This window comes from Streptomyces sp. NPDC034084 (genome assembly GCF_055575535.1).
In genome coordinates this window covers 108671-132254 of record NZ_JBVISK010000004.1, presented here as the reverse complement: position 1 = coordinate 132254, position 23584 = coordinate 108671, and the positions used below count along the sequence as shown (strand labels likewise).

At 73.1% G+C, this 23584-nt stretch carries 19 protein-coding genes; 6 read left to right on the top strand and 13 right to left on the bottom strand.

Translation table 11 applies throughout. From position 1 onward, the window contains the following. Positions 1-80: 80 nt before the first annotated feature. Positions 81-1100 carry a glycoside hydrolase family 18 protein gene (locus tag ACZ51I_RS15720; protein WP_468875901.1) on the bottom strand — a complete coding sequence of 340 codons (1020 nt, stop codon included), beginning with the start codon at positions 1098-1100 and terminating at the stop codon, positions 81-83. Between the two features lie 140 nt (positions 1101-1240). Here ACZ51I_RS15720 and ACZ51I_RS15715 point away from each other — a divergent pair, with 140 nt between their 5' ends. Continuing rightward, the gene (locus ACZ51I_RS15715) at positions 1241-3358 is read left to right on the top strand and encodes a TPM domain-containing protein (RefSeq protein WP_468875899.1); all 2118 of its coding nucleotides are present in this window, start codon (positions 1241-1243) and stop codon (positions 3356-3358) included. Positions 3359-3402: 44 nt separating this feature from the next. Continuing rightward, entirely contained in the window at positions 3403-4113 is a 711-nt protein-coding gene (locus tag ACZ51I_RS15710) for a PspA/IM30 family protein (protein WP_468875897.1), read from the top strand. Between the two features lie 35 nt (positions 4114-4148). Here the strand turns inward: ACZ51I_RS15710 and ACZ51I_RS15705 are convergent, their stop codons facing one another. From ACZ51I_RS15705 to ACZ51I_RS15685, 5 genes are all read right to left on the bottom strand, one after another. After that, positions 4149-6719: a SpoIIE family protein phosphatase gene (locus ACZ51I_RS15705; protein WP_468875895.1), complete on the bottom strand. Its 2571-nt coding sequence runs from the start codon at positions 6717-6719 to the stop codon at positions 4149-4151. A 144-nt stretch (positions 6720-6863) separates the two neighbouring features. Beyond that, positions 6864-7286 carry an ATP-binding protein gene (locus tag ACZ51I_RS15700; protein WP_468875893.1) on the bottom strand — a complete coding sequence of 141 codons (423 nt, stop codon included), beginning with the start codon at positions 7284-7286 and terminating at the stop codon, positions 6864-6866. Positions 7287-7429: 143 nt separating this feature from the next. After that, complete coding sequence (locus ACZ51I_RS15695; protein ID WP_468875891.1) at positions 7430-7912, bottom strand: (deoxy)nucleoside triphosphate pyrophosphohydrolase; 483 nt, start codon at positions 7910-7912, stop codon at positions 7430-7432. A 65-nt stretch (positions 7913-7977) separates the two neighbouring features. Further along, positions 7978-8157 carry an SPOR domain-containing protein gene (locus tag ACZ51I_RS15690; protein ID WP_468875889.1) on the bottom strand — a complete coding sequence of 60 codons (180 nt, stop codon included), beginning with the start codon at positions 8155-8157 and terminating at the stop codon, positions 7978-7980. 533 nt (positions 8158-8690) lie between these two features. After that, the gene (locus ACZ51I_RS15685; RefSeq protein ID WP_041131058.1) at positions 8691-9443 is read right to left on the bottom strand and encodes a GntR family transcriptional regulator; all 753 of its coding nucleotides are present in this window, start codon (positions 9441-9443) and stop codon (positions 8691-8693) included. Positions 9444-9653: 210 nt separating this feature from the next. Here ACZ51I_RS15685 and ACZ51I_RS15680 point away from each other — a divergent pair, with 210 nt between their 5' ends. Then, positions 9654-10988, top strand: coding sequence for a glycoside hydrolase family 18 protein (locus ACZ51I_RS15680; RefSeq protein WP_468875886.1), 1335 nt, complete (start codon positions 9654-9656; stop codon positions 10986-10988). 186 nt (positions 10989-11174) lie between these two features. Here the strand turns inward: ACZ51I_RS15680 and ACZ51I_RS15675 are convergent, their stop codons facing one another. Together ACZ51I_RS15675 and ACZ51I_RS15670 are read right to left on the bottom strand one after the other, a co-directional pair. Further along, complete coding sequence (locus ACZ51I_RS15675) at positions 11175-12356, bottom strand: DUF4190 domain-containing protein (RefSeq protein ID WP_468875884.1); 1182 nt, start codon at positions 12354-12356, stop codon at positions 11175-11177. A gap of 113 nt (positions 12357-12469) precedes the next feature. Then, positions 12470-14044 (bottom strand): S8 family peptidase, encoded by a 1575-nt coding sequence (locus ACZ51I_RS15670; protein WP_468875882.1) that lies wholly within the window; start codon positions 14042-14044, stop codon positions 12470-12472. A 182-nt stretch (positions 14045-14226) separates the two neighbouring features. Here ACZ51I_RS15670 and ACZ51I_RS15665 point away from each other — a divergent pair, with 182 nt between their 5' ends. Continuing rightward, positions 14227-15351 (top strand): threonine synthase, encoded by a 1125-nt coding sequence (locus tag ACZ51I_RS15665; protein ID WP_468875880.1) that lies wholly within the window; start codon positions 14227-14229, stop codon positions 15349-15351. A 123-nt stretch (positions 15352-15474) separates the two neighbouring features. On the opposite strand, the gene ACZ51I_RS15660 is transcribed toward ACZ51I_RS15665, so the two are convergent. Both ACZ51I_RS15660 and ACZ51I_RS15655 read right to left on the bottom strand, forming a co-directional pair. Beyond that, a complete protein-coding gene (locus ACZ51I_RS15660) occupies positions 15475-16242 on the bottom strand; it encodes a DUF4232 domain-containing protein (protein ID WP_468875878.1) in 768 nt (255 codons plus the stop codon). 129 nt (positions 16243-16371) lie between these two features. Next, positions 16372-19017 (bottom strand): AfsR/SARP family transcriptional regulator, encoded by a 2646-nt coding sequence (locus ACZ51I_RS15655; protein WP_468875876.1) that lies wholly within the window; start codon positions 19015-19017, stop codon positions 16372-16374. 234 nt (positions 19018-19251) lie between these two features. Here ACZ51I_RS15655 and ACZ51I_RS15650 point away from each other — a divergent pair, with 234 nt between their 5' ends. Further along, a complete protein-coding gene (locus ACZ51I_RS15650) occupies positions 19252-19575 on the top strand; it encodes a hypothetical protein (protein ID WP_468875874.1) in 324 nt (107 codons plus the stop codon). Between the two features lie 123 nt (positions 19576-19698). Here ACZ51I_RS15650 and ychF read toward each other — a convergent pair whose 3' ends face one another. Further along, positions 19699-20787 carry a redox-regulated ATPase YchF gene (gene ychF / locus ACZ51I_RS15645; protein WP_468875872.1) on the bottom strand — a complete coding sequence of 363 codons (1089 nt, stop codon included), beginning with the start codon at positions 20785-20787 and terminating at the stop codon, positions 19699-19701. A gap of 161 nt (positions 20788-20948) precedes the next feature. Here ychF and ACZ51I_RS15640 point away from each other — a divergent pair, with 161 nt between their 5' ends. After that, entirely contained in the window at positions 20949-21677 is a 729-nt protein-coding gene (locus tag ACZ51I_RS15640; RefSeq protein ID WP_468875870.1) for a DUF6542 domain-containing protein, read from the top strand. A gap of 16 nt (positions 21678-21693) precedes the next feature. Here ACZ51I_RS15640 and ppgK read toward each other — a convergent pair whose 3' ends face one another. Further along, the gene (gene ppgK, locus ACZ51I_RS15635) at positions 21694-22437 is read right to left on the bottom strand and encodes a polyphosphate--glucose phosphotransferase (protein ID WP_468875867.1); all 744 of its coding nucleotides are present in this window, start codon (positions 22435-22437) and stop codon (positions 21694-21696) included. Positions 22438-22486: 49 nt separating this feature from the next. Next, on the bottom strand, positions 22487-23530 hold the full coding sequence (locus ACZ51I_RS15630; RefSeq protein ID WP_468875865.1) for a 4-hydroxy-3-methylbut-2-enyl diphosphate reductase: 1044 nt from the start codon (positions 23528-23530) through the stop codon (positions 22487-22489). Positions 23531-23584 lie beyond the last annotated feature (54 nt).

The window sequence follows — 23584 nt, the reverse complement described above, 5'->3', positions numbered from 1 at the left end:
CCCTCGCCGGCGACCGGCCGCGGCCGCCCGGCACCATCCTCCTCCGCCAGGTCCCGCCCCGGCGCCCGGGGTCCGCTCGCTCAGAGCCAGCCCGCCCGGTAGGCCGTCCAGTCCTCCTCCCGTGCGGCGAAGTCGACGTACAGGGCCAGGCCGAACCGCTCGCGCCCGGGGTCGGTGCGGCCGAGGCCGAGTCTCGCGCCCTTGACCGCCGCGGCGACCGTCTCCGCGTCCTCGTGGTGACCGAGGTCGTCCTCGTGGAAGAAGGGAAGGCCCATGAGCAGGTCGGTGGTCTCGGGGGTCACTTCGAGGGCGAGGGCCGTCTGCTGGGCGACGTACCCGCCGTAGAGGCTCTCCAGCGGCATCCAGGAGTCGTACGACATGACGGCGATCTGGTCCACGCGCCGGGCGACCTCGCCGAAGAACTCCTGCGACCACCACTTCTCGCTCCCGCCGGCCGAACCCAGGGCCGTGTGGGCGCCGGGCAGCGGGTCGATCTGGTGGGCGGCGACCGACAGCGGGACCTTCCGGGCCCGGGTCAGCCTCCCGAGGTCGTCGAGGAGCGAGAGGTAGTCCCCGTCGTCGGAGTGCAGCGGCTCCAGATCGAAGTGGACCCCGTCGAAGCCGGCGTCGAGGATCTGCCGGGCCGAACCCACCACGGCGCGGCGGGACCCGGCGTCCTCCAGGCGCAGCCCCACGGGCCCCTCGCTGGCGAGGACGTCGCCCAGCCAGGCCTGGACCCGTATCCCGGGTATCGCGCGGTGCACGCCCTCGATCAGCCACTTCGCGCGCGGGTACTTCGCCGCCGGCAGGGTGCCGTCGTGCTCCAGGGGGCCGGCGTGCACGTACAGATCGCGTATGCCGGTGCCCTTCAGACGGGCGGCGAGGGCCGTGAGGTCGGCGTCCTTCTTCCGTCCGTCGACCCAGGCGTGCCCGATCCAGAAGGCGTCCTTGCCTCGGGTCCTCGCGTCGTCCCTCAGGTCGCCGGTGTAACTGACGCGCAGCGCCAGGGCCCCGAAGAGCGGGGGCACCACGAGCAGCAGGACGAGGCCGAGGACCCACCAGCGTCCCCGCCTCCACACACGCCTCAACCGTCCGTCCACCCGAGCCCCCCAAGAGCCGTCGCGTCACTGGAAACCACCGTAGCGGTGGCTACTGACAGTGACGTTCTGGCGAGACGGACCGTTTCCGGACGGCGGGGGTCCGGTCGCGGGCCCGCATACACGGACATAACCTCCCCTTTGTGACGCGAATAGCCGCCCGAGCCCTTCTCGCGGTGCTGGTGGCGGCGTGGTGGCTCCTCGTGCCCGCCGTACACGGTGCCCACGCCGACGACCCCGTCGTCCTGTCCCGGGAGGGGCAGATCACCGACCGGGTGGGCGCCCTCGGCGACGACCGCCGCGCCTCCGTGGTCCAGGCCCTCGACCGGCTCTACGACGACCGGCGCGTCCAGCTCTTCGTCGTCTACGTACGGGACTTCTCCGGCCGCTCGGGCCAGAGCTGGGCCGACGCCACCGCCGAGCGCAACACGCTCGGGCTCGACGACGTCCTGCTCGCCGTCGCCACCCACGACCGGCAGTACGGCTATTCCGCCGACCCCGGCTCCCGCTTCACCCAGGCCCAGCTCGACGAGGTCGCGCGGACCGCCATCGAACCGGCCCTGCGGCGGAACGACTGGGCCGGTGCCGCCGTCGGCGCGGCGAACGGCTACGGCGCCGTCCTGGCCGGCCGGCCCGTCCCCGCCCCGACGCTCACCCCCGGGCCCGCCGACCCCGGCGCCGCCGACGACGGCACCTCGGCCACCGATCTCGTCCTGCCCGTGGTCCTCGTCGGCGGCGCGGGGGCCGTGGCGGCCTACGCGTACACCAGACGGCGGCGCCGGACCGAGACCCGCACCACCCCTCGGGGCGGCCAGGGCTGGGTCCCGCCGAAGGAGACCGCGCCGCCGACCCTGGCCGAACTCGACGGAGCGGCCCGCAGGACGCTGGTCGCCACCGACGACGCCGTCCGCACCAGCCAGGAGGAACTCGGCTTCGCGTCCGCCCAGTTCGGCGACGAGGCGGTACGCCCCTTCACCGAGGCGGTCGATTTCGCCGCGGAGCAGCTGACGGCCTCGTTCCGGCTGCGGCAGAAGCTCGACGACTCCTTCCCCGAGGACGACGCGACCCGCCGCGGCATGCTGGACGAGATCCTCCGCCGCTGCGCCGAGGCCAACGCGCGTCTCGACGCCGAGACGGAGGACTTCGACCGGCTCCGGGCCCTGGAGCGCTCGGCCCCCGAGGCGCTGGCCACGGTCGAGGCGGCCTTCCGTGAGCAGACCGGGCGGATCGGGACGGCGGAGGCGGCGCTGACGGCGATGCGCGAGCGCTACGCCGAGACGGCCGCCGCGCCGGTGGGCGGTGACGTCGAGCAGGCGAAGGACCGGCTCGTGTTCGCGACGACCCACGTCAACCAGGCCCGGCAGCAGATCGACGCCGGTGACAACGGCGGGGCGGCGGTGCACATCCGGGCCGCCGAGGGCGCCGTGGACCAGGCGGCCCGGCTGATCGAGGCAGTGGACCGGCGGGCGCGGGAACTGGCCGAGGCCGTGGGGAAGCTGCCGGGCGCGCTCGTGGAGACCGACGCGGACCTGGCGGAGGCCCGTGGGCTGTTGCGGGGGATCGCCGAGGGGGTGTCCACGGCCGATCTCCAGGGGCGGATCGCCCGCGCCGACTCGGTGCTCGCGGAGGTGCGGCGCGGTGTGGACGCCGGGCGGTACGACCCGATCGACGCGCTGCGCCGGGTCGAGGAGGCCGACACGGCGCTCGACGAGACGCTGGAGGGCGCACGGGAGCGCGAGTCGGATGCGCGGCGCGCCCGCGCGCTCCTCGATCAGGTGATGCTGACGGCCCGTTCGGCGATCGGGGCGGCCTCCGACTACATCACCACGCACCGGGGCGCGGTGGGCAGCGAGGCCCGTACGCGCCTCGCCGAGGCCCAGCGACGCTGGGAGAAGGCGCGGTCGCCGGCCGCCGCCGAGGACCCGCAGGCGGCGCTGGTGGAGGCGCGGCAGGCGGACGCGCTGGCTCGGCGCGCCCAGGACCTCGCGGAGCAGGACGTCCGCACGTATGGGAACCCGAACGGCCTGGGCGGTGTGACAGGGGTGGGAGGAAGCGGTGGCGGCGGGCTCGGCGGTGCGGTGCTCGGCGGCATCATCCTCGGCGGACTGTTCGGTGGTGGAAGGGGAGGCGGACCCGAGGGGTTCGGTGGACGTGCGGGTGGCGGAGGCGGGGGTTTCGGGGGCGGAGGTTTCGGCGGCGGGCCCGGCAGCTTCGGCGGCAGCGGCACGCGCGGCCGGCTGGGCGGCGGGGGCCGTTTCTGAGGACGGCCGTCCTCTCGCTTCTGTCCCTTTCAAGGAGAAGAGCCATGAGCAGCAAGCAGACCGTCCTCGGCCGGGTCACCCAGCTGGCGAAGGCGAACATCAACGCCCTCCTCGACCAGGCGGAGGATCCGCAGAAGATGCTGGACCAGCTGATCCGCGACTACGCGGACAACATCGCGGAGGCGGAGGAGGCGGTGGCGGCGACCATCGGCAACCTCCGGCTGATGGAACAGGACCATCAGGAGGACGTGGAGGCGGCGAAGGAGTGGGGCGGTAAGGCGCTCGCCGCGAGCCGGAAGGCGGACGAGCTGCGGAGCGGCGGGCGGACGGCGGAGGCGGACCGCTTCGACAACCTGGCGAAGGTGGCGCTGGGCCGCCAGCTGCAGTCGGAGAAGGAGGCGCGGACGGCGGAGCCGACGATCGCCGCGCAGAGCGATGTGGTGGCGAAGCTCAGGACGGGTCTGGACCGGATGAAGGCGAAGCTGGGCGAGCTGCGGGCGAAGCGCGACGAGCTGGTGGCCCGCGCCGCGTCGGCCCGGGCGCAGAACAGGATGACGGACGCGGTGAAGAGCGTCGACGTGCTCGATCCGACGAGCGAGCTCAGCCGCTTCGAGGACAAGGTGCGCCGGGAGGAGGCCCGGGCGCTGGGCGAGCAGGAGCTCGCCGCCTCCTCGCTGGACGCGCAGTTCGAGCAGTTGGACGCGCTCGGCGACAGCGCCGAGATCGAGGCCCGGCTGGCCGCGCTCAAGGCCTGATCCGGCGGCTTCTCGGGGCCGTGACGGGGTGCGTCTCAGAACATGCTGAGGAGCTGTTCCACCGTGGGTTCCGCCGCCCCTTCGCCGTCCGGCAGGTCCAGTTCGAACCAGACGGTCTTGCCGCGCGGGGTGCGGCGCGAGCCCCAGGAGGACGAGAGGAGCCCGACGAGCTGGAGGCCGCGGCCGCCCTCGTCGGTGTCCCGGGCCCTGCGGCGCCGCGGCTGGACCAGGCCGGCGTCCCAGACCTCGCAGACGAGGGTGCGGTCGCGCAGCAGGCGCAGCCGGATGTCCCCCTCGCCGTAGCGCAGGGCGTTGGTGACCAGTTCGCTGACGAGGAGTTCGACGGTGTCGACGAGCGGTTCGAGGTCCCAGGCCGCGAGCTGGACGCGGGCGAGTTCGCGGGCGCGGCCGACCGAGCGGGGTTCCCGGGGCAGCCGCCAGTCGCCGACGGCCTCGCTGGGCAGTCCCTGGATCCTGGCCATGAGCAGGGCGATGTCGTCTTCGCCGTGTCCGGTGTTCAGGCTGGTGAGGACCCGGTCGCAGACGTCCTCCAGCGGGGGCGCCGGGTCGGTGAGGGCGCGCCGGAAGGCATGGAGGCCTTCGTCCAGGGGGTGGTCGCGGGACTCGACGAGCCCGTCGGTGTAGAGGGCGAGGAGGGCGCCCTCGGGCAGTTCGACCTCGACCTCCTCGAAGGGTTCCCCGCCGACGCCGAGCGGCATACCGGGGGGCACGTCGAGGAGCAGGGCCTCCTCGCCGGGTTCGACGAGCACCGGCGGGAGGTGCCCGGCGTTGGCGAAGGTGCAGCGGCGGGTGACCGGGTCGTAGACGGCGTAGACGCAGGTGGCGAGGTAGACCTCGGAGAGTTCGGGGCCCCGGTTCTTGTGGGTGCGGGACTGCTGTGCGCCGATGGGGGCGCCCAGGCCGCGGGCGATCTCGTCGAGGTGGGAGAGGACCTCGGCGGGTTCCAGGTCGAGCTGGGCGAGGGTGCGGACGGCGGTGCGGAGTTCGCCCATGGCGACGGCGGCGCGCAGGCCGCGGCCCATGACGTCACCGATGACGAGGGCGGTGCGGTGGCCGGGAAGTTCGATGACGTCGAACCAGTCGCCGCCGACCTCGGTGGCGGCCGTGCCGGGGAGGTAGCGGCAGGCGATGTCGAGTCCCGCGGCCTCGGGGTCACCGGGCGGGAGCAGGCTGCGCTGGAGGATCAGGGCCCGCTCGTGCTCGCGGCGGTAGAGGCGCGCGTTGTCGATGCAGACGGCGGCGCGGGCGGCGAGTTCGACGGCGAGGGCCCGGTCGCGCTCCCCGAAGGGTTCGCTGCCCTTGGCGCGGGAGAACTGGACGAGGCCGACGACGGTGTCGTGGGCGACCATCGGGACGACCAGGGTGGACTGGACGAGGTCTCCGTCGGAGCCGGGGACCGTCCGGAGGCGTCCGGTGCGCAGGGCGCCGGCGCAGGGCGAGTTGAAGGGGTAGCGGTGGACGGCGCCGACATCGATGGGGGCGGGTCCGCAACAGCCGCTTCCCGGGCCGTGCCCCTCGTCGGTCCTGAGGGGGGTGTCGGAGACGGCGCTGGTGACGGCGACCCTGCGGAGTTCGGCGCTGCCCGCCCCGTAGCCGACGTCGTGGGAGTTCCCCCACCGGCCGGGCGGGGCCTCGTCGCCGGTGAGGAGGCCCTGGTAGAGGTCGACGGAGGCGAGGTCGCAGAAGCCGGGGACGGCGACGTCGAGGAGTTCGCGGGCGGTGGCCTCCAGGTCGAGGGAGTTGCCGATGCGGGCGCCGGCCTCGTTCAGGAGGGCGAGGTTGCGGCGGGCGTTGGCGGCTTCCCTGGCCGCGTTGTGGCGGCGGGTGACGTCGATGCCGAGCCCCGCGACGCCGATCGGGCGGCCGGAGCCGCTGTGCACGCGGTAGAGGTTGATGGACCAGTGGCGGCGGTCCCTGGCGCCGGGGGCGGCGCCGACGATCTGGAAGTCGGTGACGGACTCGCCGGTCTCCAGAACCCGCCGGAGGGCGGCGGTCATCCGGTCGGCCTCGGCGCGGCCCAGGTAGTCGTGGACGGTCCGGCCCCGGTGGTCGTCGGCCTCGCCGCCGAAGACGGTGGCGAAGCGCCGGTTGGCCCGCTTCACGGTGAGGTCGGTGCCGAAGAGAAGGAAACCGAAGGGGGATTGGCCGAATATCGCCTGGGAAGCGGCGAGGTCGGTCTCGATGCGTCGCAGGGCGCGGACGTCGACGACGATGCACAGCGCGGCCCGTTCCCCGGTCTGGGTCTCGCTCGGCATGACGTACATCTCGGCGATGCCCCGGGGCCGGTCCTCGCCGGGCATGCGGAACGGGACGAGGCCCGTCCACTCCTTGCCGTCGAGTATCTCCTTGACCCGTCGGTGGCCGCGCTCGCGCAGGTCGGCGGGCATGAAGGCCTCGACGGGGTCCTTGCCCCTGGCCTCCTCGGCGGTGACCCCGAAGAGGTCCACGGCCCGTCGGCTCCACTGCTCGACGAGGCCGTCGGGCCCGATCGAGAACGACGCCACCCTGATGTAGTCATAGATGGAGCCGGGCGGGCTGCTCTGCCACACGACGCCGCCGCTCGCCGTCTCAGGTATCTCGCTCACGCGACCGTCCCCTCCAGCTCACCGCACCGGACCGGCCATGCCCGCAGTATTCAATACGGCAGGCCCCGACGGCACGACGTTCACGATCACAGGGTGGTCTCGTTCGGCCCTGGCCGAGTACCGGTGATCGTTGTCCCACCCTGTTTACTCACCAGGGAGAGCCAGCTCGAACCATACGGTTTTGCCCGTCCTTCCTCTACGGGTTCCCCAGCGGCGGGCGGAACAGGCCACGAGAGCGAGGCCGCGGCCCCCTTCGTCCTCCGGCCCGGGGGCCCGCTCGGTCGGTGGATCCGGAAGCGGATCGGAGACCTCCACCAGGAGCGCCGGCGGCTGCGTCCGGTCGGCTTCCTCGGATCGGGGGCGGACGAGACGGACCCCGATGGGGCCGGAGGCGTACCGCAGGGAGTTGGTCACCAGCTCGCTGACCAGCAGGACGGTGACATCGCCGAGGGTCTTGTCGAGCTCCCAGGCCCGCAGGGTCTCGCGCACCGCGTGCCGAGCTGTACGCACGACGTTCGCCTCCGCGGGGAAGTTCCACTCCGCGCGGTCGCCGTCGGTGTCGATCACACCCGATCACTTCCCCAGCCGTGCGTCAGCAGGAAGATCCCCGCCCCCTCCCGAGGGGTCATTCTGGACATACCCGCTATTTGGGGCGGGATATCCCGCCGGGCGCGTCTGCGGGCGCACGGTGGCACGAACGGCGTAGGGAGTCAGTCGCACGCTCCGTCGGCGAGGGTCGCCGGCAGTCTCAGCCCGGCCTCGGCGACGGCGGGACGGTCCTGGTCGAGCCAGTCGACCGAGTCCAGCTCGTGCCGGGAGAGCCAACGGAGTTCGTCGTGGTCCTCCAGGGGGCGCGGTTCACCGGAGAGCAGCCGGGCGGTCCACACCCGCAGGACGTACCCGGGCTTCAGCGGCCACTCGCCGGGGATGCGTTCACCCGGCTCCACCTCCACCCCGAGTTCCTCCCGGAGCTCGCGGACCAGGGCTTCCTCCGGGCTCTCGCCCGGTTCGAGCTTGCCGCCGGGCAGTTCCCAGCGGCCGGCCAGTTCGGCTGGGGCGCTGCGTCGCGCGGCGAGCAGCCGCCCCCGGTCGTACAGGGCTCCCGCGACGACCACGACGCCGGCCTCCTGGCCGGGGCCGGCGTCGCGGTGGGGCTGGTGAGGCGTGGCGGGGTCGGTGGTGCGTTCCGTCATGGGCGCGAGCGTAGCCCGACCCGGTCGGCGCCCGCCGGGGTCGGCACAGTCGGTGCCCGCCGGGGTCAGAGGGCGGGGCTGCCGATGCGCTCGACCGAGTAGAGCTGCTGGTGGCCGCGGTCGTCGAGACTGTCCGCGATCTTCTGGGCTTCGTCCCTGGTGGCGTACCGGCCCACCCGGTAGCGGTTGCCGTTGTCGTCCTGCCGTATGACGAGCCAGGAAAGGACGGGGCCGTTGTCGGTCATCAGGCTTCTCCCTCCGCCGGTCCGGGCACCGTTAAGGATCTCCGGGAAACCGCAATGCGCATATGCCGGAGCTTACGCCTGACCTTCACACAGCGGATATGGGTTCTCACAAAGAGGCACGGATCGGCCGGTAACCGCCGGAGGGCGGCCGAAGGGCACGCCCCGGGCGCCGGCGGAGAGTCGGCGGGGGCGGGCGGTCTTCCGCGGCGACCCTCGCCTCGCGGATGCGGAGAGTTGGCGGGGACGGGCAGTCTCCCGCCGGACGCCCGCGTCACGGACGGGGCCGGACGCACCGGACAGTCGGCGATGCCCGGCAGCTCGTGGACCGTCTCGCGCTCCGCGCGGGTGCGGGGCCGGCTCGTCGGCGACGTCGCCGACCTCGACGCCGGGGCCGTTCACCGCGCTGGGCCGGGGCAGTTAGAAGTGGCGGCGGCCGACGGCGCGCGATCGTCGGGCGGCTATACGAGCTGACGCCCCATCGCCCCACGGTCCCATCCCCCGCACACCCGGCCCCGTTGAACGGTCACCGCACCTCAGCGCACCGGCAGGTGGTACGCGATGCGGTAGCGGTCGGCGGGGACGACGACATCGGCCGTCTCGACGGCGCGGCCCGAGGCGTAGTAGGTCCGCTCGACGACCATGACCACGTGCCCCGGTACGCCGCCGAGGGCCAGGAGTTCCTCGGCGAGGCCGGGCCGGGCCCCCACCTCCTCCACCACGTTGTCCACGACCACGTCGATGGCCGCCATGCGCTCGACGACGCCGCAGCCGCCGAGGGGGCCCTCCTCGGGCAGCATGACGGGCGTCCGACCCGTGACGGCGAGGGGTTCCCAGGAGGTGGAGACCATCATGGGCTCACCTCCGTCCCGGTACACGTACCGCGTGCGCATCACCCGCTCCCCCGGCTCGATGCCGAGCCGCTCGGCCACCTCGGCGCTCGCCGGCTCCTGCTCGCTGCGCGACTCCCAGGTGCCGCGGGCCCCTTCGGCGGCCTGCTCCTGGCGGAAGGGGCTGGCGCCGGACGCGGGACGGTAACCGGAGCGGGCGATCCGCCGCGGCACGGGCCGCTCACGCACATAGGTCCCCGAACCCGAACGCCCCTCCACGAGCCCCTCGGCCATGAGTACCTTGCGAGCCTCCAGCGCGACGGTGTCCGACACCCCGTACTCCTCGCGGATGCGCGCCTGCGAGGGGAGGCGGGTATGCGGCGGAAGCGAGCCGTTGGCGATCTTCTCCCGCAGATCGCTCGCCACGCGCAGATAGGCGGGCTGCTCACCGAACGTCACTGGACACTCCCCTCAGGTTGACTGACAGCTACACCCTGGCAACCGACTGTCGCGATCCGCAAGCATGGGCCAAAGTTTCACTCGAAGTGATGACGGTTTGGCTACCAACGGTCACCCCGGAGCGATGCCACCCGACCCCTTGACCCCTATTGGTCCAGACCAATAGGTTCCTGCCGCACGCTCCATCCCGCCTCGCACAGGAACGAGCCCATGCGCCCCCGAGCCCTGACCAAGCTGACCTTCGGCGCCGCCGCCGCGACCGCCCTCGGCCTCCTCGCCGCGCTGGCGCCCGCCGCCGACGCGACCGCGCACACCCACGCGCACCCGCCCGCGCTCAAGCGGATCGGATACTTCACCCAATGGGGCATCTACGGCCGGAACTTCCAGGTCAAGGACCTCCGGACGAGCGGAACCGCCGCCAGGCTGAGCCACATCAACTACGCCTTCGGCGTGGTCGGCCCGGACGGCAAGTGCCTCATGGGCAACGCCCCGGGCTCGGACCCCTGGGCCGACTACGTCCGCCCCGTCGACGCCGCGAACTCCGTGGACGGCGTCGGTGACACCGCCGACCAGCGCCTTGCCGGGAACTTCAACGAACTGCGCGAGCTCAAGGCGCAGAACCCCGGCCTCAAGATCATGATCTCCCTGGGCGGCTGGAGCGGCTCCGCGCACTTCTCCGACGCCGTGCGCACCGACGCCGGACGCAAGACCCTCGTCGCCTCCTGCGTCGACACGTACATCAAGGGCAACCTCCCCGTCGACGGCGCCCGCGGGGGCGCCGGAGCCGCCGCCGGGCTCTTCGACGGCGTCGACCTGGACTGGGAGTGGCCGGGCTCCGACGGCGCCCCCGGGAACGTGATCAGCCCCGAGGACAAGCCGAACTTCACCGAGCTCGTACGGGAGTTCCGCACGCAGCTCGACGCCTACGGCCGCTCTCTGCCGCGGCGGAAGCACTACGACCTCAGCGCGTACGTGCCCACCGCCCCCGCCAAGATCGACGCCGGCTTCGACGTCGCGAAGATCATGCGGGACCTCGACTTCGTCAACCTCCAGGGCTACGACTTCCACGTCTCCGGCGAGAGGACGACCGCCCAGCAGTCCGCGCTCTACGCCAGGAACGACTTCAGCGTCGACCAGACCGTCACGGCCTGGCTGCGGCGCGGCGCCCCCGCCCGGAAGCTCGTGGTCGGCATGCCCTTCTACGGCCAGGGCTGGACCGGGGTGACCGGCGGCGGCGACGGGCTCGGGCAGCGGGCGACCGGCCCCGCCCCCGCGACCTGGACGGCCGGCTCCGAGGACTACAAGTACCTGAAGAAGCTGGCGGAGTCGGGGACGTACACGCTGTATCGAGGCCATCGGAACGGCCACGCCTGGCTCTTCGACGGCACCACCCTGTGGACGTACGACGACCCGACCGTACTGCGCACCAAGGCGTCCTACGTGCGGCAGCGCGGGCTCGGCGGCGCGATGGTCTGGTCCCTCGACGGGGACACCCCGGACGGCGAGCTGATCACCGCCGTCGACCGGGGTCTCACCCGGCGCTGACACCCCCTTCCCGGCCCGCCGAAGGCCGGGTCCGAGAGCCGCGGACCGGTGCCCCGCCGCTCACGGTGTTCCGGAACGGCGGTCGGTCACGGGCCGCCGTCCCCGGTCCACCGGCTCCGGTCCGCACGCGACGGGGCCGGGCCTCCCGACGAGGGAGACCCGGCCCCGTTCTCGTACCGGCCGGGCTCAGGCCGAGGTGCCCTCGCCCGCCGGCGGCGTGTCCGTCAGGCCGAGCGCGGTCCGCGCCTCGGCGCCCAGGTCCTCGGGGAGCGCGTCCCAGGCGGAGTCGTACGCCTCCCAGTAGGCGTCCGCGTCGGCCGCGCCGGCCAGCCTGCCCCACCGCTTCGAGGCCGCGTCCAGCTCCTTGCCGAGCGCCGCGAGCGAGGCCTTGGACGTGCCGGGCCAGTCGTGGTCCTTGATACCCGCGCGTGCCTCGTCGATCGCGGCCAGCAGCTCCCCGGCCCACGCCTTGTTGGCCGCGAAGTCCTCGTCCGCGTCCTCCTCCGGCTCCCGGTAGACGACCGTCTCGATCGGGTTGACGCTCAGCAGGAAGTGCTCCTGGTCGAGGGTCAGACGGGTCGAGTCGGAGCGCAGCGAGCCCGAGAACGGCTTCTTGTCACGGGCGAGCGCGCAGGTCACCGTGCGGTCGCCGAGGCGCCAGCTCTGGCTGCTGGGCTGGTAGTAGGAGAGCCCGACGTCCCGGGGGATCGCCCAGGTGTCCATCGCGTACGCCGCGTTGATCGGCTCGCAGCGCTGCTCCGCGAGGGACTCGATCGCGTCGTCGCCGGGCCACTCGGCGACGCCGGTGACCTGGAAGCCGCCGCTGACCTCGCCGTCGTGCGGGCCGGCGCAGTCGACGACCCTGACGTCCGTCGCGTACTCCTCTCCCTGGCTGCCGTCGGTGAAGCACTGTCCCTTGCGCAGCTCGTAGGCCGACTGGGAGCGGGAGGCCTCGTCCACGCCCTTCTTGAAGCCGTTCCAGGCCGAGCTGAAGCCGCCGGTCGCGAGGCCGGTGGCGAGCAGCAGGGTGCTGACGGCGGAGAGGACGATGCCGGCGATCGCGAGCCCCTTGCCCGCCTGCTCCTTCTTCCTGATCTGCGGGAGGGCGGCGAGGCCGAGGATCAGTCCGAGGGGCGGGAGGCAGCAGACGATGCCGGAGACCAGGGAGCCGATGGCGAGACCGTTGGTGGAGCGCCGCGGCGGCTGCCCGTAGGGGACGGCTCCCGGTGCGCCGGGCGGGCCCCCGGCGTAGGGGCCGGCCGTGTAGGGCATCCCCGGGGAGGTGTACGGGCCCGGGGCGGGCCATCCACCGGGCTGCGGGCCGCCCGTGGGCGGCGGCGGGGGCGGTGTCGGCTGGCTCGGCTCCACGGGTACGGGCTCCTGTTGCGGACGGGCGACGCGAACAAACGATCGGTCGCGCATCGTACGTAAGGGGCGGCCGCCCGTAGGCGACCGCCCCCCTTGTTCAGGCGTGGACCGGGTCAGAACTGCAGGGCCCAGGAGTCGATCTTCCCGGTGTCGATGGACGCGTTGTCCGTGACCCGCAGCTTCCACGTGCCGTTGGCGACCTCCGAGGAGGCGTTCACGGTGTACGTGGTGTTGATGTTGTCCGCGCTGCCGCCGGTGCCGAAGGCCTTCAGCGTGTACGCCGAGCCGTCGGGGGCGATCAGCTGGACCTGGAGGTCGCCGATGTAGGTGTGGACGATGTTCACCGGCACCTGGAGGGCGGCGGGGGCGTTGCCCGTGACGCCGCTGACGGTGACCGGGGACTCGACGGTCGCGTTGTCGTTGATCGCGTAGTCCGTGGTGTTCTCGAACTTCGGCCCGGTGGGCGGCGGGGTGGTGCCTCCGCCGACGTACAGCAGCCGGTTCGGGGAGCCGGTGCCGGGGCTGGTGACGACGTTCGGGGTGGCGGCGGTCACGAGGGCCGTGGAGACCTGTGCCGGGGTCGCCGTCGGGTTGGCCGCCAGGTAGAGGGCGGCGGCGCCGGCGACGTGCGGGGTCGCCATCGACGTACCGGAGATGGTGTTGGTAGCGGTGTCGCCGGTTCCCCAGGACGAGGTGATGGAGGAGCCCGGGGCGAAGAGGTCCAGGCCGCTGCCGTAGTTGGAGTAGCTGGCCTTGGCGTCGCTCGACGTGGTGGCGCCGACCGTGATGGCCTCGGCCACGCGCGCGGGCGAGTGGTTGGCGGCGTTGTCGGTCTCGTTGCCGGCCGCGACCGCGTAGGTGACGCCGGAGGCGATCGAGTTGCGGACGGCCTGGTCGAGGGCGCTGTCGACGCCGCCCCCGAGGCTCATGTTGGCGACGGCCGGCTTGACGGCGTTGCGCGTGACCCAGTCGATGCCCGCGACGACCTGCTCGGTGGTGCCGGAGCCGGAGTTGTCGAGGACGCGGACGCCGACGATCTTCGCCTTCTTGGCGACGCCGTAGGAGGTGCCTCCGACCGTTCCGGCGACGTGGGTGCCGTGGCCGTGGCCGTCCTGGGCGGTGTTGTCGTTGTCGATGGCGTCGTAGCCGTAGGAGGCGCGGCCGCCGAAGTCGGTGTGGGTGATGCGTACGCCGGTGTCGATGATGTACGCCGTGACGCCCTGGCCCGCGGTGTCCGGGTAGGTGTAGCTCTGGTTCAGCGGAAGGGCCTTCTGGTCGATCCGGTCCAGGCCCCAGGAGGGCGGGGAGGGCTGGGCGCCGTCGACGTGGAAGACGCGGTTCTGGACGACGGACTTCACGGCCGGGTCGGCGGCGAGCTTCCGCGCCTGGGCCTCGGAGAGCTCGACGGAGTAGCCGTTGATCGCGGCGGTGTACGTGCGCTTGATCTTCGCGCCGAACTTGGCGGCCACGGCCCGGCCCTTGGCGGTCTCGGCCTGCGCGGACTCGTCGAGGGTGACGATGTAGCTGCCGGGGACGGTGCCTTCGGCCCCGGCGTTCTCGATGACGCCTTCGGGGGCGGGGGGCGCGGCGGCCGCCGGGAGGGCGGTGAGGGAGCCGAGGGCGAGGGCGGCGACGGCGATGGCCGCGGCGGTGGCCGTCCGGCGACGTGGTGTACGCGTCACTGACATGTGGGGGGTCCTCCTCGTGGGGTAAGGCAGGAGCACGACACGAACACAGCATGGACACGTCAACACGACTCGGGAGGCCCGCGCCGTCTCACACGTCCGGCTGCCGAGCGAAAGATTGACCGATCCATAGGAATCAGGCAAGGGCTCTCACCGCCCCGCAACACCCTTGCCATCCAACTGACATGCTGCGGTTCATGACCGCCTACGAGTGCCCCCGCTGCCGGATCCAGTCCCCCACCGACGCCCTCACCTGGTGTTGTCCGAAGTGCCGGGGGCCCTGGGACCTCGCCTTCGAGAGCGCGCCGGTTCCTCTCCCGTCACTCACCTCACGTGTGAATTCCTTGTGGCGTTACGAGGAAGCGCTGCCTCCGCTCCCGTACGGGCCCGAGGTGAGCCTCGGCGAGGGCCGTACCCCGCTCGTCCCCCTCACGACCTCGGCCACCGCCCCGGTCTCGGCCAAACTCGACTTCCTCATGCCGACGCTGTCCTTCAAGGACCGGGGCGCCGTGATGCTCGCCGCGCACGCCCGCCGCCTGGAGCCGCGCACGGTCGTCGCCGACAGCAGCGGCAACGCGGGGACGGCGATCGCGGCGTACAGCGCGCGGGCCGGGCTCGACTGCGTCGTGTACGTACCGGAGGGCACGTCCCCGAAGAAGCTGGAGCAGATCCGGGCGCACGGGGCCCGGGTCGTCGAGGTGCCCGGCGACCGGGAGGCGACGGCCCGCGCGGCGCGCGAGGCCGCCGACGGTCCCGGCGTCTTCTACGCCTCCCACGTGTACAACCCGTACTTCCTGCACGGCACCAAGACCTACGTCTACGAGCTGTGGGAGGAGCTCGGCGGACGCCTCCCGGACACGATCGTCGTCCCCGTCGGCAACGGCACCCTGCTCCTCGGCGCCGCCCTCGCCCTCGACGAGCTGCACCGCCACGGCCTCACCGACACCCGCCCCGCGCTCGTCGCCGTCCAGGCGGAGGCCGTGTCCCCGCTGGCCGGGGCCTTCCACGCGGGCGCGGAGGACCTGACCGCGCCGGCCGCCGCGCGCCCCACCCTCGCCGAGGGCATCGCGATCCCGGCGCCGCCCCGCGCCCGCCAGATCCTGCGGGCGGTCCGCGCGACGGGCGGCACGTTCCTGACGGTGACGGAAAACCAGATCCGCACCGCCCAGCGGGACCTGGCCCGGCGGGGCCTCTTCGTCGAGGCGACCGGCGTGGCCTGCTGGGCGGCGGTGAGCGCGGCCCCGCCCCGGCCCGGCCTCACGGTGGTGCCGCTGTGCGGCGCGGGCGCGAAGACGGGGCTGGTCCCGTGAGCCGCGGGGGCGGCCACCTGTCAGAGGGCCGGGGGCGGCCACGTACCGGAGGATCGCCCCGCGAGCGGCGGGGCGATCCTCCGGATCAGAGGGCCGCCCCGTGAGGCTCGGGGCGTCCCCGGATCAGAACTCGTCGGCGCCGTTGCGGAGCTCGTACGTCCAGTAGCCCGTCTTCGCGGCGGACTCGTCGACCGCGAGGCCGCCCGCCGGGGCCTTGACGACGATGCTGCCCTCGGCCGGGCCCTCCGCGGAGAAGAGGTTCACGTTGAACTCCTTCACGACCTTGTTGTCCTCGTGGACGCCACCGAGCGCGATCCGCACGTTCGCGTAGGCGGGCGCGCCGGGCTTCACGACGATCGGCGTGGCCGGCTTGCTCTTGGCGACGGCCGGGATGTCCTTGGCGGTCTGGATCGGGCCGAAGGCGATGAGCGGGTACTCGAGCAGGGTGCACGAGCGGCCGGAGGTGTTGGTGGCGGTGAGGGTGATGTGCTCGGTCGGGACCTCGTCCGCCTTCGCCGCCGTCACCTTGATGTCGCCGAAGGCGCAGGCGGGGGTCTTGGCGGAGGACGTACCTCCGGTGCCTCCGGTGCCTCCGGTGCCTCCGGTGGTGGAACCGGCCTTCGAGCCGCCGGTGGTGGAGCCGGTGGCCGCCGAGCCTCCCGTGGACGAGCCGCCCGTGGAGCCCGAGCCGCTCTTCGCGGCGGACTGGTCCGCGGTGGCCGCGCCGCCCGTGCCGTTGTCCGCCGTACCGGCGGCGGACCGGGAGGAGCTCGCGCTCCCCGCGTCCTTGGCGCCCGTGGCCCCGTCCCCGCCGCCGCAGGCGGTCAGGCCCAGCGAGAGGGCGGCGATGGCGGCGGCGGCCAGGACGGTGTTCCTGCGGTGGTTGCGCATGGTGGTTCTCCCCCGTTGACGCGGTCGGTCGACGCACGCGCTCGGTGCACGTGCCTCGCTGCACCGTCGTGCTCTCCCCGGTGCTGTATCCAGCTTCCCGGTCCCCGCTGCCGTCCCGCTTGCGTACCGCTAACGATCCGCTGACAGCCGCGCGAGCTGCGCCGCCGCCCGCGCCGAACCCTCGGTGAAGCCGGCTGCCTCGGCCGCGACGATCGCCCGTTCCAGCTGGTCGGCGGCCTCTTCGAGGCGGCCGGTGCCGACCAGCGCCTCACCCCGGGTGATCTGCAGCTGCGCCCGTACGACGACGGCGTCGGGTGCGACCAGTTCCCCGGCGCGAAGGGTGTGCGCGAGCGCCGCCTCGTACTCCTCCGCCTTGAGGCAGTGGCCCGCCAGGTGCTGGAGCGTCAGCACCTGGGTGGAGGGGTGTCCGGCGCGGTCGGCGAGCGAGACGGCGTGCAGCATGAGCAGCCCGGCCCGCTCGTGCTCTCCGCTCGCGTCCAGGACGGCCGCGTAGTTGACGTAGGCGATCGCCTCGCTGATCGTGTCACCGGCCCGTGCGGCCAGGCCGGGCGCCTTCTCCAGGTGGACGAGGGCTTCGGCGTTCCGCTCCTCCTCGTGCAGGATCCACCCGAGCAGGGCACGCGTGCGTGACTGCGCGTCGAGGTCGCCGACCGCCTCGGCGGAGGCGAGCCCGGCTTCCAGGAGCGGTGTCCAGCCGTCCCCGATCCGCATGAGCATCAGCGGCCACTGCACGAGCGCGAGCCGCCAGGCCCGGTCGTGCATCCCCAGGGCGGCAGCGGCGGCGACAGCCCCCTCCAGGGCCGGCCGCTCGGCCGCGTACCAGTCGAGCGCCGCCGTACGGTCCTCGAACTCCCGCGTCGCGGCGGGCCGTCGGGCGTCGGCGGGCAGCGAGTAGCAGGGCTGCGAGCCGGGCTCCGCGGCGGCGTCGGCGGCGAGGCCGGTGTACAGGTAGTGGTCGAGGAGCCGGGGCAGCCCCTCGGGGTCGGCCTGCGGGGCGAGCTGGCGGGCGTAGAGCCGTACCAGGTCGTGCGGCGTCCAGCGGCCGGGGACGGCCTCGGTGAGCAGGTGCGCGGCGGCGAGCCGGTCGAGATCGGCGGAGGCCTGCCCGGGGGTCGTCCCGGCGAGCGCGCCCGCCGCGAACCGGTCCAGGTCGGAGCCGGTGTGCAGGCCGATCGCGCGGAACAGCCGGGCGGCGGACTCCGGCAGCTGCTGCACCGTCAGGCGCAGCGCGGCGGAGACGCCCCGGTCCTCCACGTCGAGCAGCGCCAGCCTGCCCTGTTCGTCGGCGAGTTCGCCGACCATCGCGTCGAGCGTCCACTGCGGCCGCTCGGCCAGCCGGGCCGCCGTCACCCGGAGGGCGAGCGGCAGGCCGTCGCAGAGCCGGGCGAGGCGGGCGGCGGCGGCCGGTTCGGCGGTGACCCGCTCCTCGCCGAGCACGGTGGTGAGCAGGGCGGCCGAGGCGGCCGGCTGCAGGTGTCCGAGCGGCACGGGACGGGCGGCGTCGGAGGCGATGAGCCCGCCGAGCCGGTCGCGGCTGGTGACGAGCGTCGTGCAGGGGGCGCCGCCGGGGAGCAGCGGCCGGACCTGTTCGGAGGAGCGGGCGTTGTCGAGGACGACGAGCAGCCGGCGCCCGCCGGTGAGGGAGCGGAAGAGCGCGCCGCGCGCGTCGACGGTCTCCGGGATCCGGGGCGGCGGGACGCCGAGGGCGAGCAGGAACTCCCGCAGGACGGCGGCCGTCTCGGGCGCCGCGGTGTCGCTGAAGCCGCGCAGGTCGGCGAAGAGCCGCCCGTCGGGGAAGTCGGCGCGCCGCTCGTAGGCCCAGTGGACGGCGAAGGCGGTCTTGCCGACGCCCGCGGGGCCGGTGACCAGGCACACCGGGCCGTCACCGGCGCGGACGGCGCGGTCGAGCGCGGCCAGCTCGGCGCCACGCCCGGTGAAGCCGCGCGGTGCCCGTGGGAGGCTTTCGGGCACGGGGGCCTTGGCCTCGACGGCGGGGCGGGGCACGGGAAGGGGCTCGGCGGAGCGGAGCAGCGTCGCGTACGCCTCGCTGAGGGTCTCCCCGGGGTCGACGCCGAGCTCCTCGGCGAGCAGCCGCCGCGTCCGGTGGTACCAGTCGATCGCGTCGGACTGGCGGCCGGAACGGGCGAGCGCCAGCATCAGCGCGGCGGCCAGGGACTCGCGCAGCGGGTGGGCGACGGCCTCGGTACGCAGGACGGCGGCGGCCCTGCCGTGCTCGCCGAGCTGCCCGTACGCCTCCGCCAGCGCCTCCACGGACGCGAGACGCATCTCCTCCAGGCCTCCGGCGGCGGCTTCGAGAAGCCTGCTGTGCACGGTCCCGGTGAGCGCCGGCCCCTGCCAGTACGACAGCGCCTCCCGCAGCATCCGCACCGCGTCGGCGGGCCGGCGCTGCACCCCGGCGAGCCCGACGAGCTCCTCGAAACGGTGGGCGTCCACGAGCGATTCGGGCATCCGCAGCACGTACGCCGAACCCTGGGTGGCGAGCTCGACCCCGTACGCCTCGGCCCCGTGCTCGGCGAGCAGCGCCCGCAGCCGCGAGACGTGCCCCTGGAGGACGGTCTTGGCGTGCGTGGGCGGCTCCTCCTCCCACAGGGCGTCGATCAACTGACTGACGTTCACGGCGCTGTTGGGCCGCAGCAGGAGCATGGCGAGCAGACTGGACCGCTTGGCGGGCCCCAAGGCTACGTCCCCGCCCTCCGCCACCAACGCGACGGAGCCGAGCAGCCGGAACTCCACCTGTATACCTCCGCGATCCCTCTCCCCGTGCCAAGGAACCGAGGATACGTGGGAGAGCCACCCACCCCCGCCGAGCCGGCCCCCAGGGCGGCTACGAGGTCGAGCTACGGGCCCCGCCCGGCCGGACCCGACTGGCACCGCCTGCAGGCCATCCGCTGTCACCCGCCACACAGTGAGGCGGAACGTTCGGCGCATGGAACCACCGCCGTCCGGACCGGCCGTGCCGGGCTGTCAGTGGCGGGTGCCGAGTCGCTCGCCGAGGCCCTGACCCTCGCCGTCGTCCTCCCTTCGTGGCATGACGCCCTGGCCGGCTTCCGGCCCCCGGCCCTCAGCGCCGACCACCTCGAGGGCCACCCGGACCGTCCCGCCGTCCGCGACCGCCTGCTCGCCGCCCTTCGGCTCCCCCCGGCCACCGAGCAGGAAGTACTGGACCGGCTCCTTGTCGCTGCCGCCCGCACCGTCCCCGACGGCTTCCTCCCGTACGTGCCCGGCGAGGAGGAGTCCTCCTTCGAGCCGATGCTCGAACTGCCCGCCGCCCAGGGCTCCTCGCCCAGGTGACGACACATCAGGCGATCCAGCACCTACACAGCGCGGGAAGCGGCAAGGGGCCGACTCCCGAAAGAGCCGACCCCTTGCCGCCTGCGATCTTGAGGAACGACCCCAGCCCGCAGTAATCACCGATCACACGTTGAAGCGGAACTCCACCACGTCGCCGTCCTGCATGACGTACTCCTTGCCCTCCATGCGGGCCTTGCCGGCCGCGCGGGCCTCGGCCACCGAGCCCGTGGCGACGAGGTCGGCGAAGGAGATGACCTCGGCCTTGATGAAGCCCTTCTGGAAGTCGGTGTGGATCACACCGGCCGCCTCGGGGGCGGTCGCGCCCTGCTTGATCGTCCAGGCGCGGGATTCCTTCGGGCCGGCCGTCAGGTAGGTCTGGAGGCCGAGGGTCGCGAAACCGACGCGGGCGAGGGTGGCGAGGCCGGGCTCCTCGGCGCCGACGGACTGGAGGAGCTCCATGGCGTCCTCCTCGTCGAGCTCGGCGAGGTCCTGCTCCAGCTTGGCGTTGAGGAAGATCGCCTCGGCCGGGGCCACCAGGGCGCTCTGCTCGGCCTTGAAGGCGTCGTCCGTGAGCTCGTCCTCGTCCACGTTGAAGACGTACAGGAACGGCTTGGTGGTGAGGAGGTGGAGGTCGTGCAGGAGCTCCGCCTTCTCCGAGCCCTGGACGATGCCCTGCGAGAAGAGCGTGTCGCCCTTCTCCAGGATGGCCTGGGCGGCCTCGACGGCGGCCACCTTCGGCGCCACGTCCTTCTTGATCCGCGACTCCTTCTGGAGGCGCGGCAGGACCTTCTCGATCGTCTGGAGGTCCGCGAGGATCAGCTCCGTGTTGATCGTCTCGATGTCGTCCTTCGGCGAGACCTTGCCGTCGACGTGGACGACGTTCTCGTCCTTGAAGGCGCGGATGACCTGGCAGATCGCGTCCGACTCGCGGATGTTCGCGAGGAACTTGTTGCCCAGGCCCTCGCCCTCGCTCGCGCCGCGCACGATGCCCGCGATGTCGACGAAGTCGACGGTCGCCGGGAGGATGCGCTGGGAGTTGAAGATCTCCGCGAGCTTGGTCAGGCGGGCGTCGGGAACACCGACGACACCGACGTTGGGCTCGATCGTGGCGAACGGGTAGTTGGCCGCCAGCACGTCGTTCTTGGTCAGGGCGTTGAACAGGGTCGACTTGCCGACATTCGGCAGACCGACGATTCCGATCGTGAGCGACACGGTGGCGACTTCCTGAAGTGTGGACGGGGGGCCGATCCCCCAGTTTACGGGCGGGCCGAACCGGCCAGTGACGCCGACCTTCGGTCGTTCTCGGGGGCAAGGTCACCCAAAGGGCGTGTCCCGGACCCGGTTCCCGCCCTCTTCCGACCTACGTTGGTGGGGTGGAGCAGCCCAGGACAAGTCAGCCGCAAGGCCGCCGAAGGCCCCAGAACCCCGCCACGCCGCCGGTCGCACCGCCCGGTGCGCTCGTGGAGGGCGCGGCCGTCTACCGCGTGACCGGCAGAGCCGGGCGCGCGCCGGGCCGCGCGCGCGTGGAGCGGGCCGTGGCGGGCGCCCCCGGCGCCCCTGCCGGGCGCGCTCCCCGGCGGCCCGCCGGCCGCCGGCCCGTGCCGCCGGTCGTCCTCGCTCTGCGCCGGCTGCCCTCGCCGCGCCTCACCGGCCTCGGCGCCGGGCTCTTCGCCTCGGCCGCCATGCTGGTCCTCGGTCTCCTCGACCAGCTGCTCCTCGACGGCTCCCCCGCCGTCTACGGGCTGCTCTTCCTGCCCGTCAGCGCCCTCACCGCGCTCTGGGTCCGCACCGCCGACCTGGTCACCGCCCCGATCAGCGTCCCCATCGCCTTCGCCGTCGGGGTCGTCCCCATCGCCGGCGGCACGGGCGGCTTCGGCGGCCAGGCCATGGCCGTCGTCACCGCCCTCGCCGTGCACGCCGGCTGGCTCTACGGCGGCACCCTCGTCGCCGGTCTCATCACGAGCGTCCGCAAGGTGCGGGACATGGGGCGCCGCCATCAGCGCCCCACCGCCCGAACGGCTTCCGGCGCCGGGGCCGGTGTCGGTGCGGGTGAGAAGCCGGGCGGGCGGGCCCCCGCCGCCGGGCGCCGGCCCGTCGCGTAACCCGGCCCCTGCCCCCTCAGCCCGCCCCCGCCGCCATTCCCGCCCCCACGATCCCCGCGTTGTTCTGGAGCTCCGCCGGGACGATCTCCGCGCGGATGCCCTCGATCAGGGGCAGGAACTTGTCCGCCTTGCGGCTGACGCCGCCGCCGATGATGAACAGCTCCGGCGAGAAGAGCATCTCCACATGGGCGAGGTACTTGCTCAGGCGCCGGGTCGCCCAGTGCTCCCAGGTGAGGTCCTCGTCCTCCTTGGCCTTCGTCGAGGCGCGGGTCTCCGCGTCGTGGCCCTTGAGTTCCAGGTGGCCGAGCTCGGTGTTCGGGACGAGGCGGCCGTCGACGAAGAGGGCGGAGCCGATGCCGGTGCCGAGGGTCAGCAGGATCACCGTGCCCTTGCGGCCCCGGCCCGCGCCGAAGGTCATCTCCGCGACTCCGGCCGCGTCCGCGTCGTTCAGGACGGTCACCGGGAGCCCGCCGAGGCGGTCGCCGAGGAGAGTGCCGGCGTCGACGCCGATCCACGACTTGTCGACGTTGGCGGCCGTACGAATCGTCGATCCGGTCACGACGCCGGGGAAGGTCACCCCCACCGGCCCCGTCCAGCCGAAATGCTCCACGACCTCCGCGACGCAGCCCGCCACACCGTCGGGTGTGGCGGGCTGTGGGGTCAGTACCTTGTGGCGCTCCTCGGTGAGCACGCCGCGCTCCAAGTCCACGGGAGCGCCCTTGATGCCCGAGCCGCCGATGTCCACTCCGAAGACGTTCATGGACCCCACCGTAAAGGCTGGCGCGCCGCGTTACTCCTTGACCGCCGTGTTACTCCTTGACCGGCGCGGCGGCCGCGAGCTTCTGCGCCTCGGCGCGCAGGTCCTTGTTGCGGAGCTCCTTGGGCAGCGAGAAGGTCAGGGACTCGTCGGCCGTCTTGACGATCTCCACGTCCGCGTAGCCGCGCTCGGCGAGCCACTCCAGGACCTCCTGCACCAGGACGTCCGGGACGGAGGCGCCGGAGGAGAGGCCGACGCTGGTCACGCCCTCCAGCCAGGCCTCGTCGATCTCGCTGGCGAAGTCGACCAGGTACGCGGCGGGGACACCGGCCTGCTTGGCGACCTCGACCATGCGGATCGAGTTGGAGGAGTTCTTCGAGCCGACGACGATCACCAGCTCGGCCTGGCCGGCGAGCTCCTTGATGGCGGTCTGGCGGTTCTGCGTGGCGTAGCAGATGTCGTCGGACGGCGGGGAGATCAGCTGGGGGAACTTCTCCTTCAGCGCGTCGACCGTCTCCATCGTCTCGTCGACCGAGAGCGTGGTCTGGGAGAGCCAGACGACCCGGGAGGGGTCGCGGACCTCGACCTTGGCCACGTCCTCGGGGCCGTCGACCAGCTGGATGTGGTCGGGCGCCTCGCCGGAGGTGCCGATGACCTCCTCGTGGCCCTCGTGGCCGATGAGGAGGATGTCGAAGTCCTCCTTGGCGAAGCGGACGGCTTCCTTGTGGACCTTGGTGACGAGCGGGCAGGTGGCGTCGATGGTCGCGAGCCGGCCCTCGCGGGCCTCCTCGTGGACGGTGGGGGCGACGCCGTGCGCGGAGAACATCACGATGTTGCCGGGCGGCACCTCGGTCGCCTGGTCGACGAAGATCGCGCCCTTCCGCTCCAGGGTCTGGACAACGTACTTGTTGTGGACGATCTCGTGCCGGACGTAGATCGGGGCCCCGTACTGCTCGAGGGCCTTTTCCACGGCGATCACGGCACGGTCCACGCCCGCGCAGTAGCCGCGGGGAGCGGCGAGCAGGACACGCTTCGGGCGGTTCGTCGCGGAGGCGGAATCGGGCGTCGGCGCGGGCGTTGCAGTCATGCGTCCCATCGTAAGGCCGCGTCGGTGAGCGGTTGGAGCGGCGCCGTGGCCGAAACTGGCGCC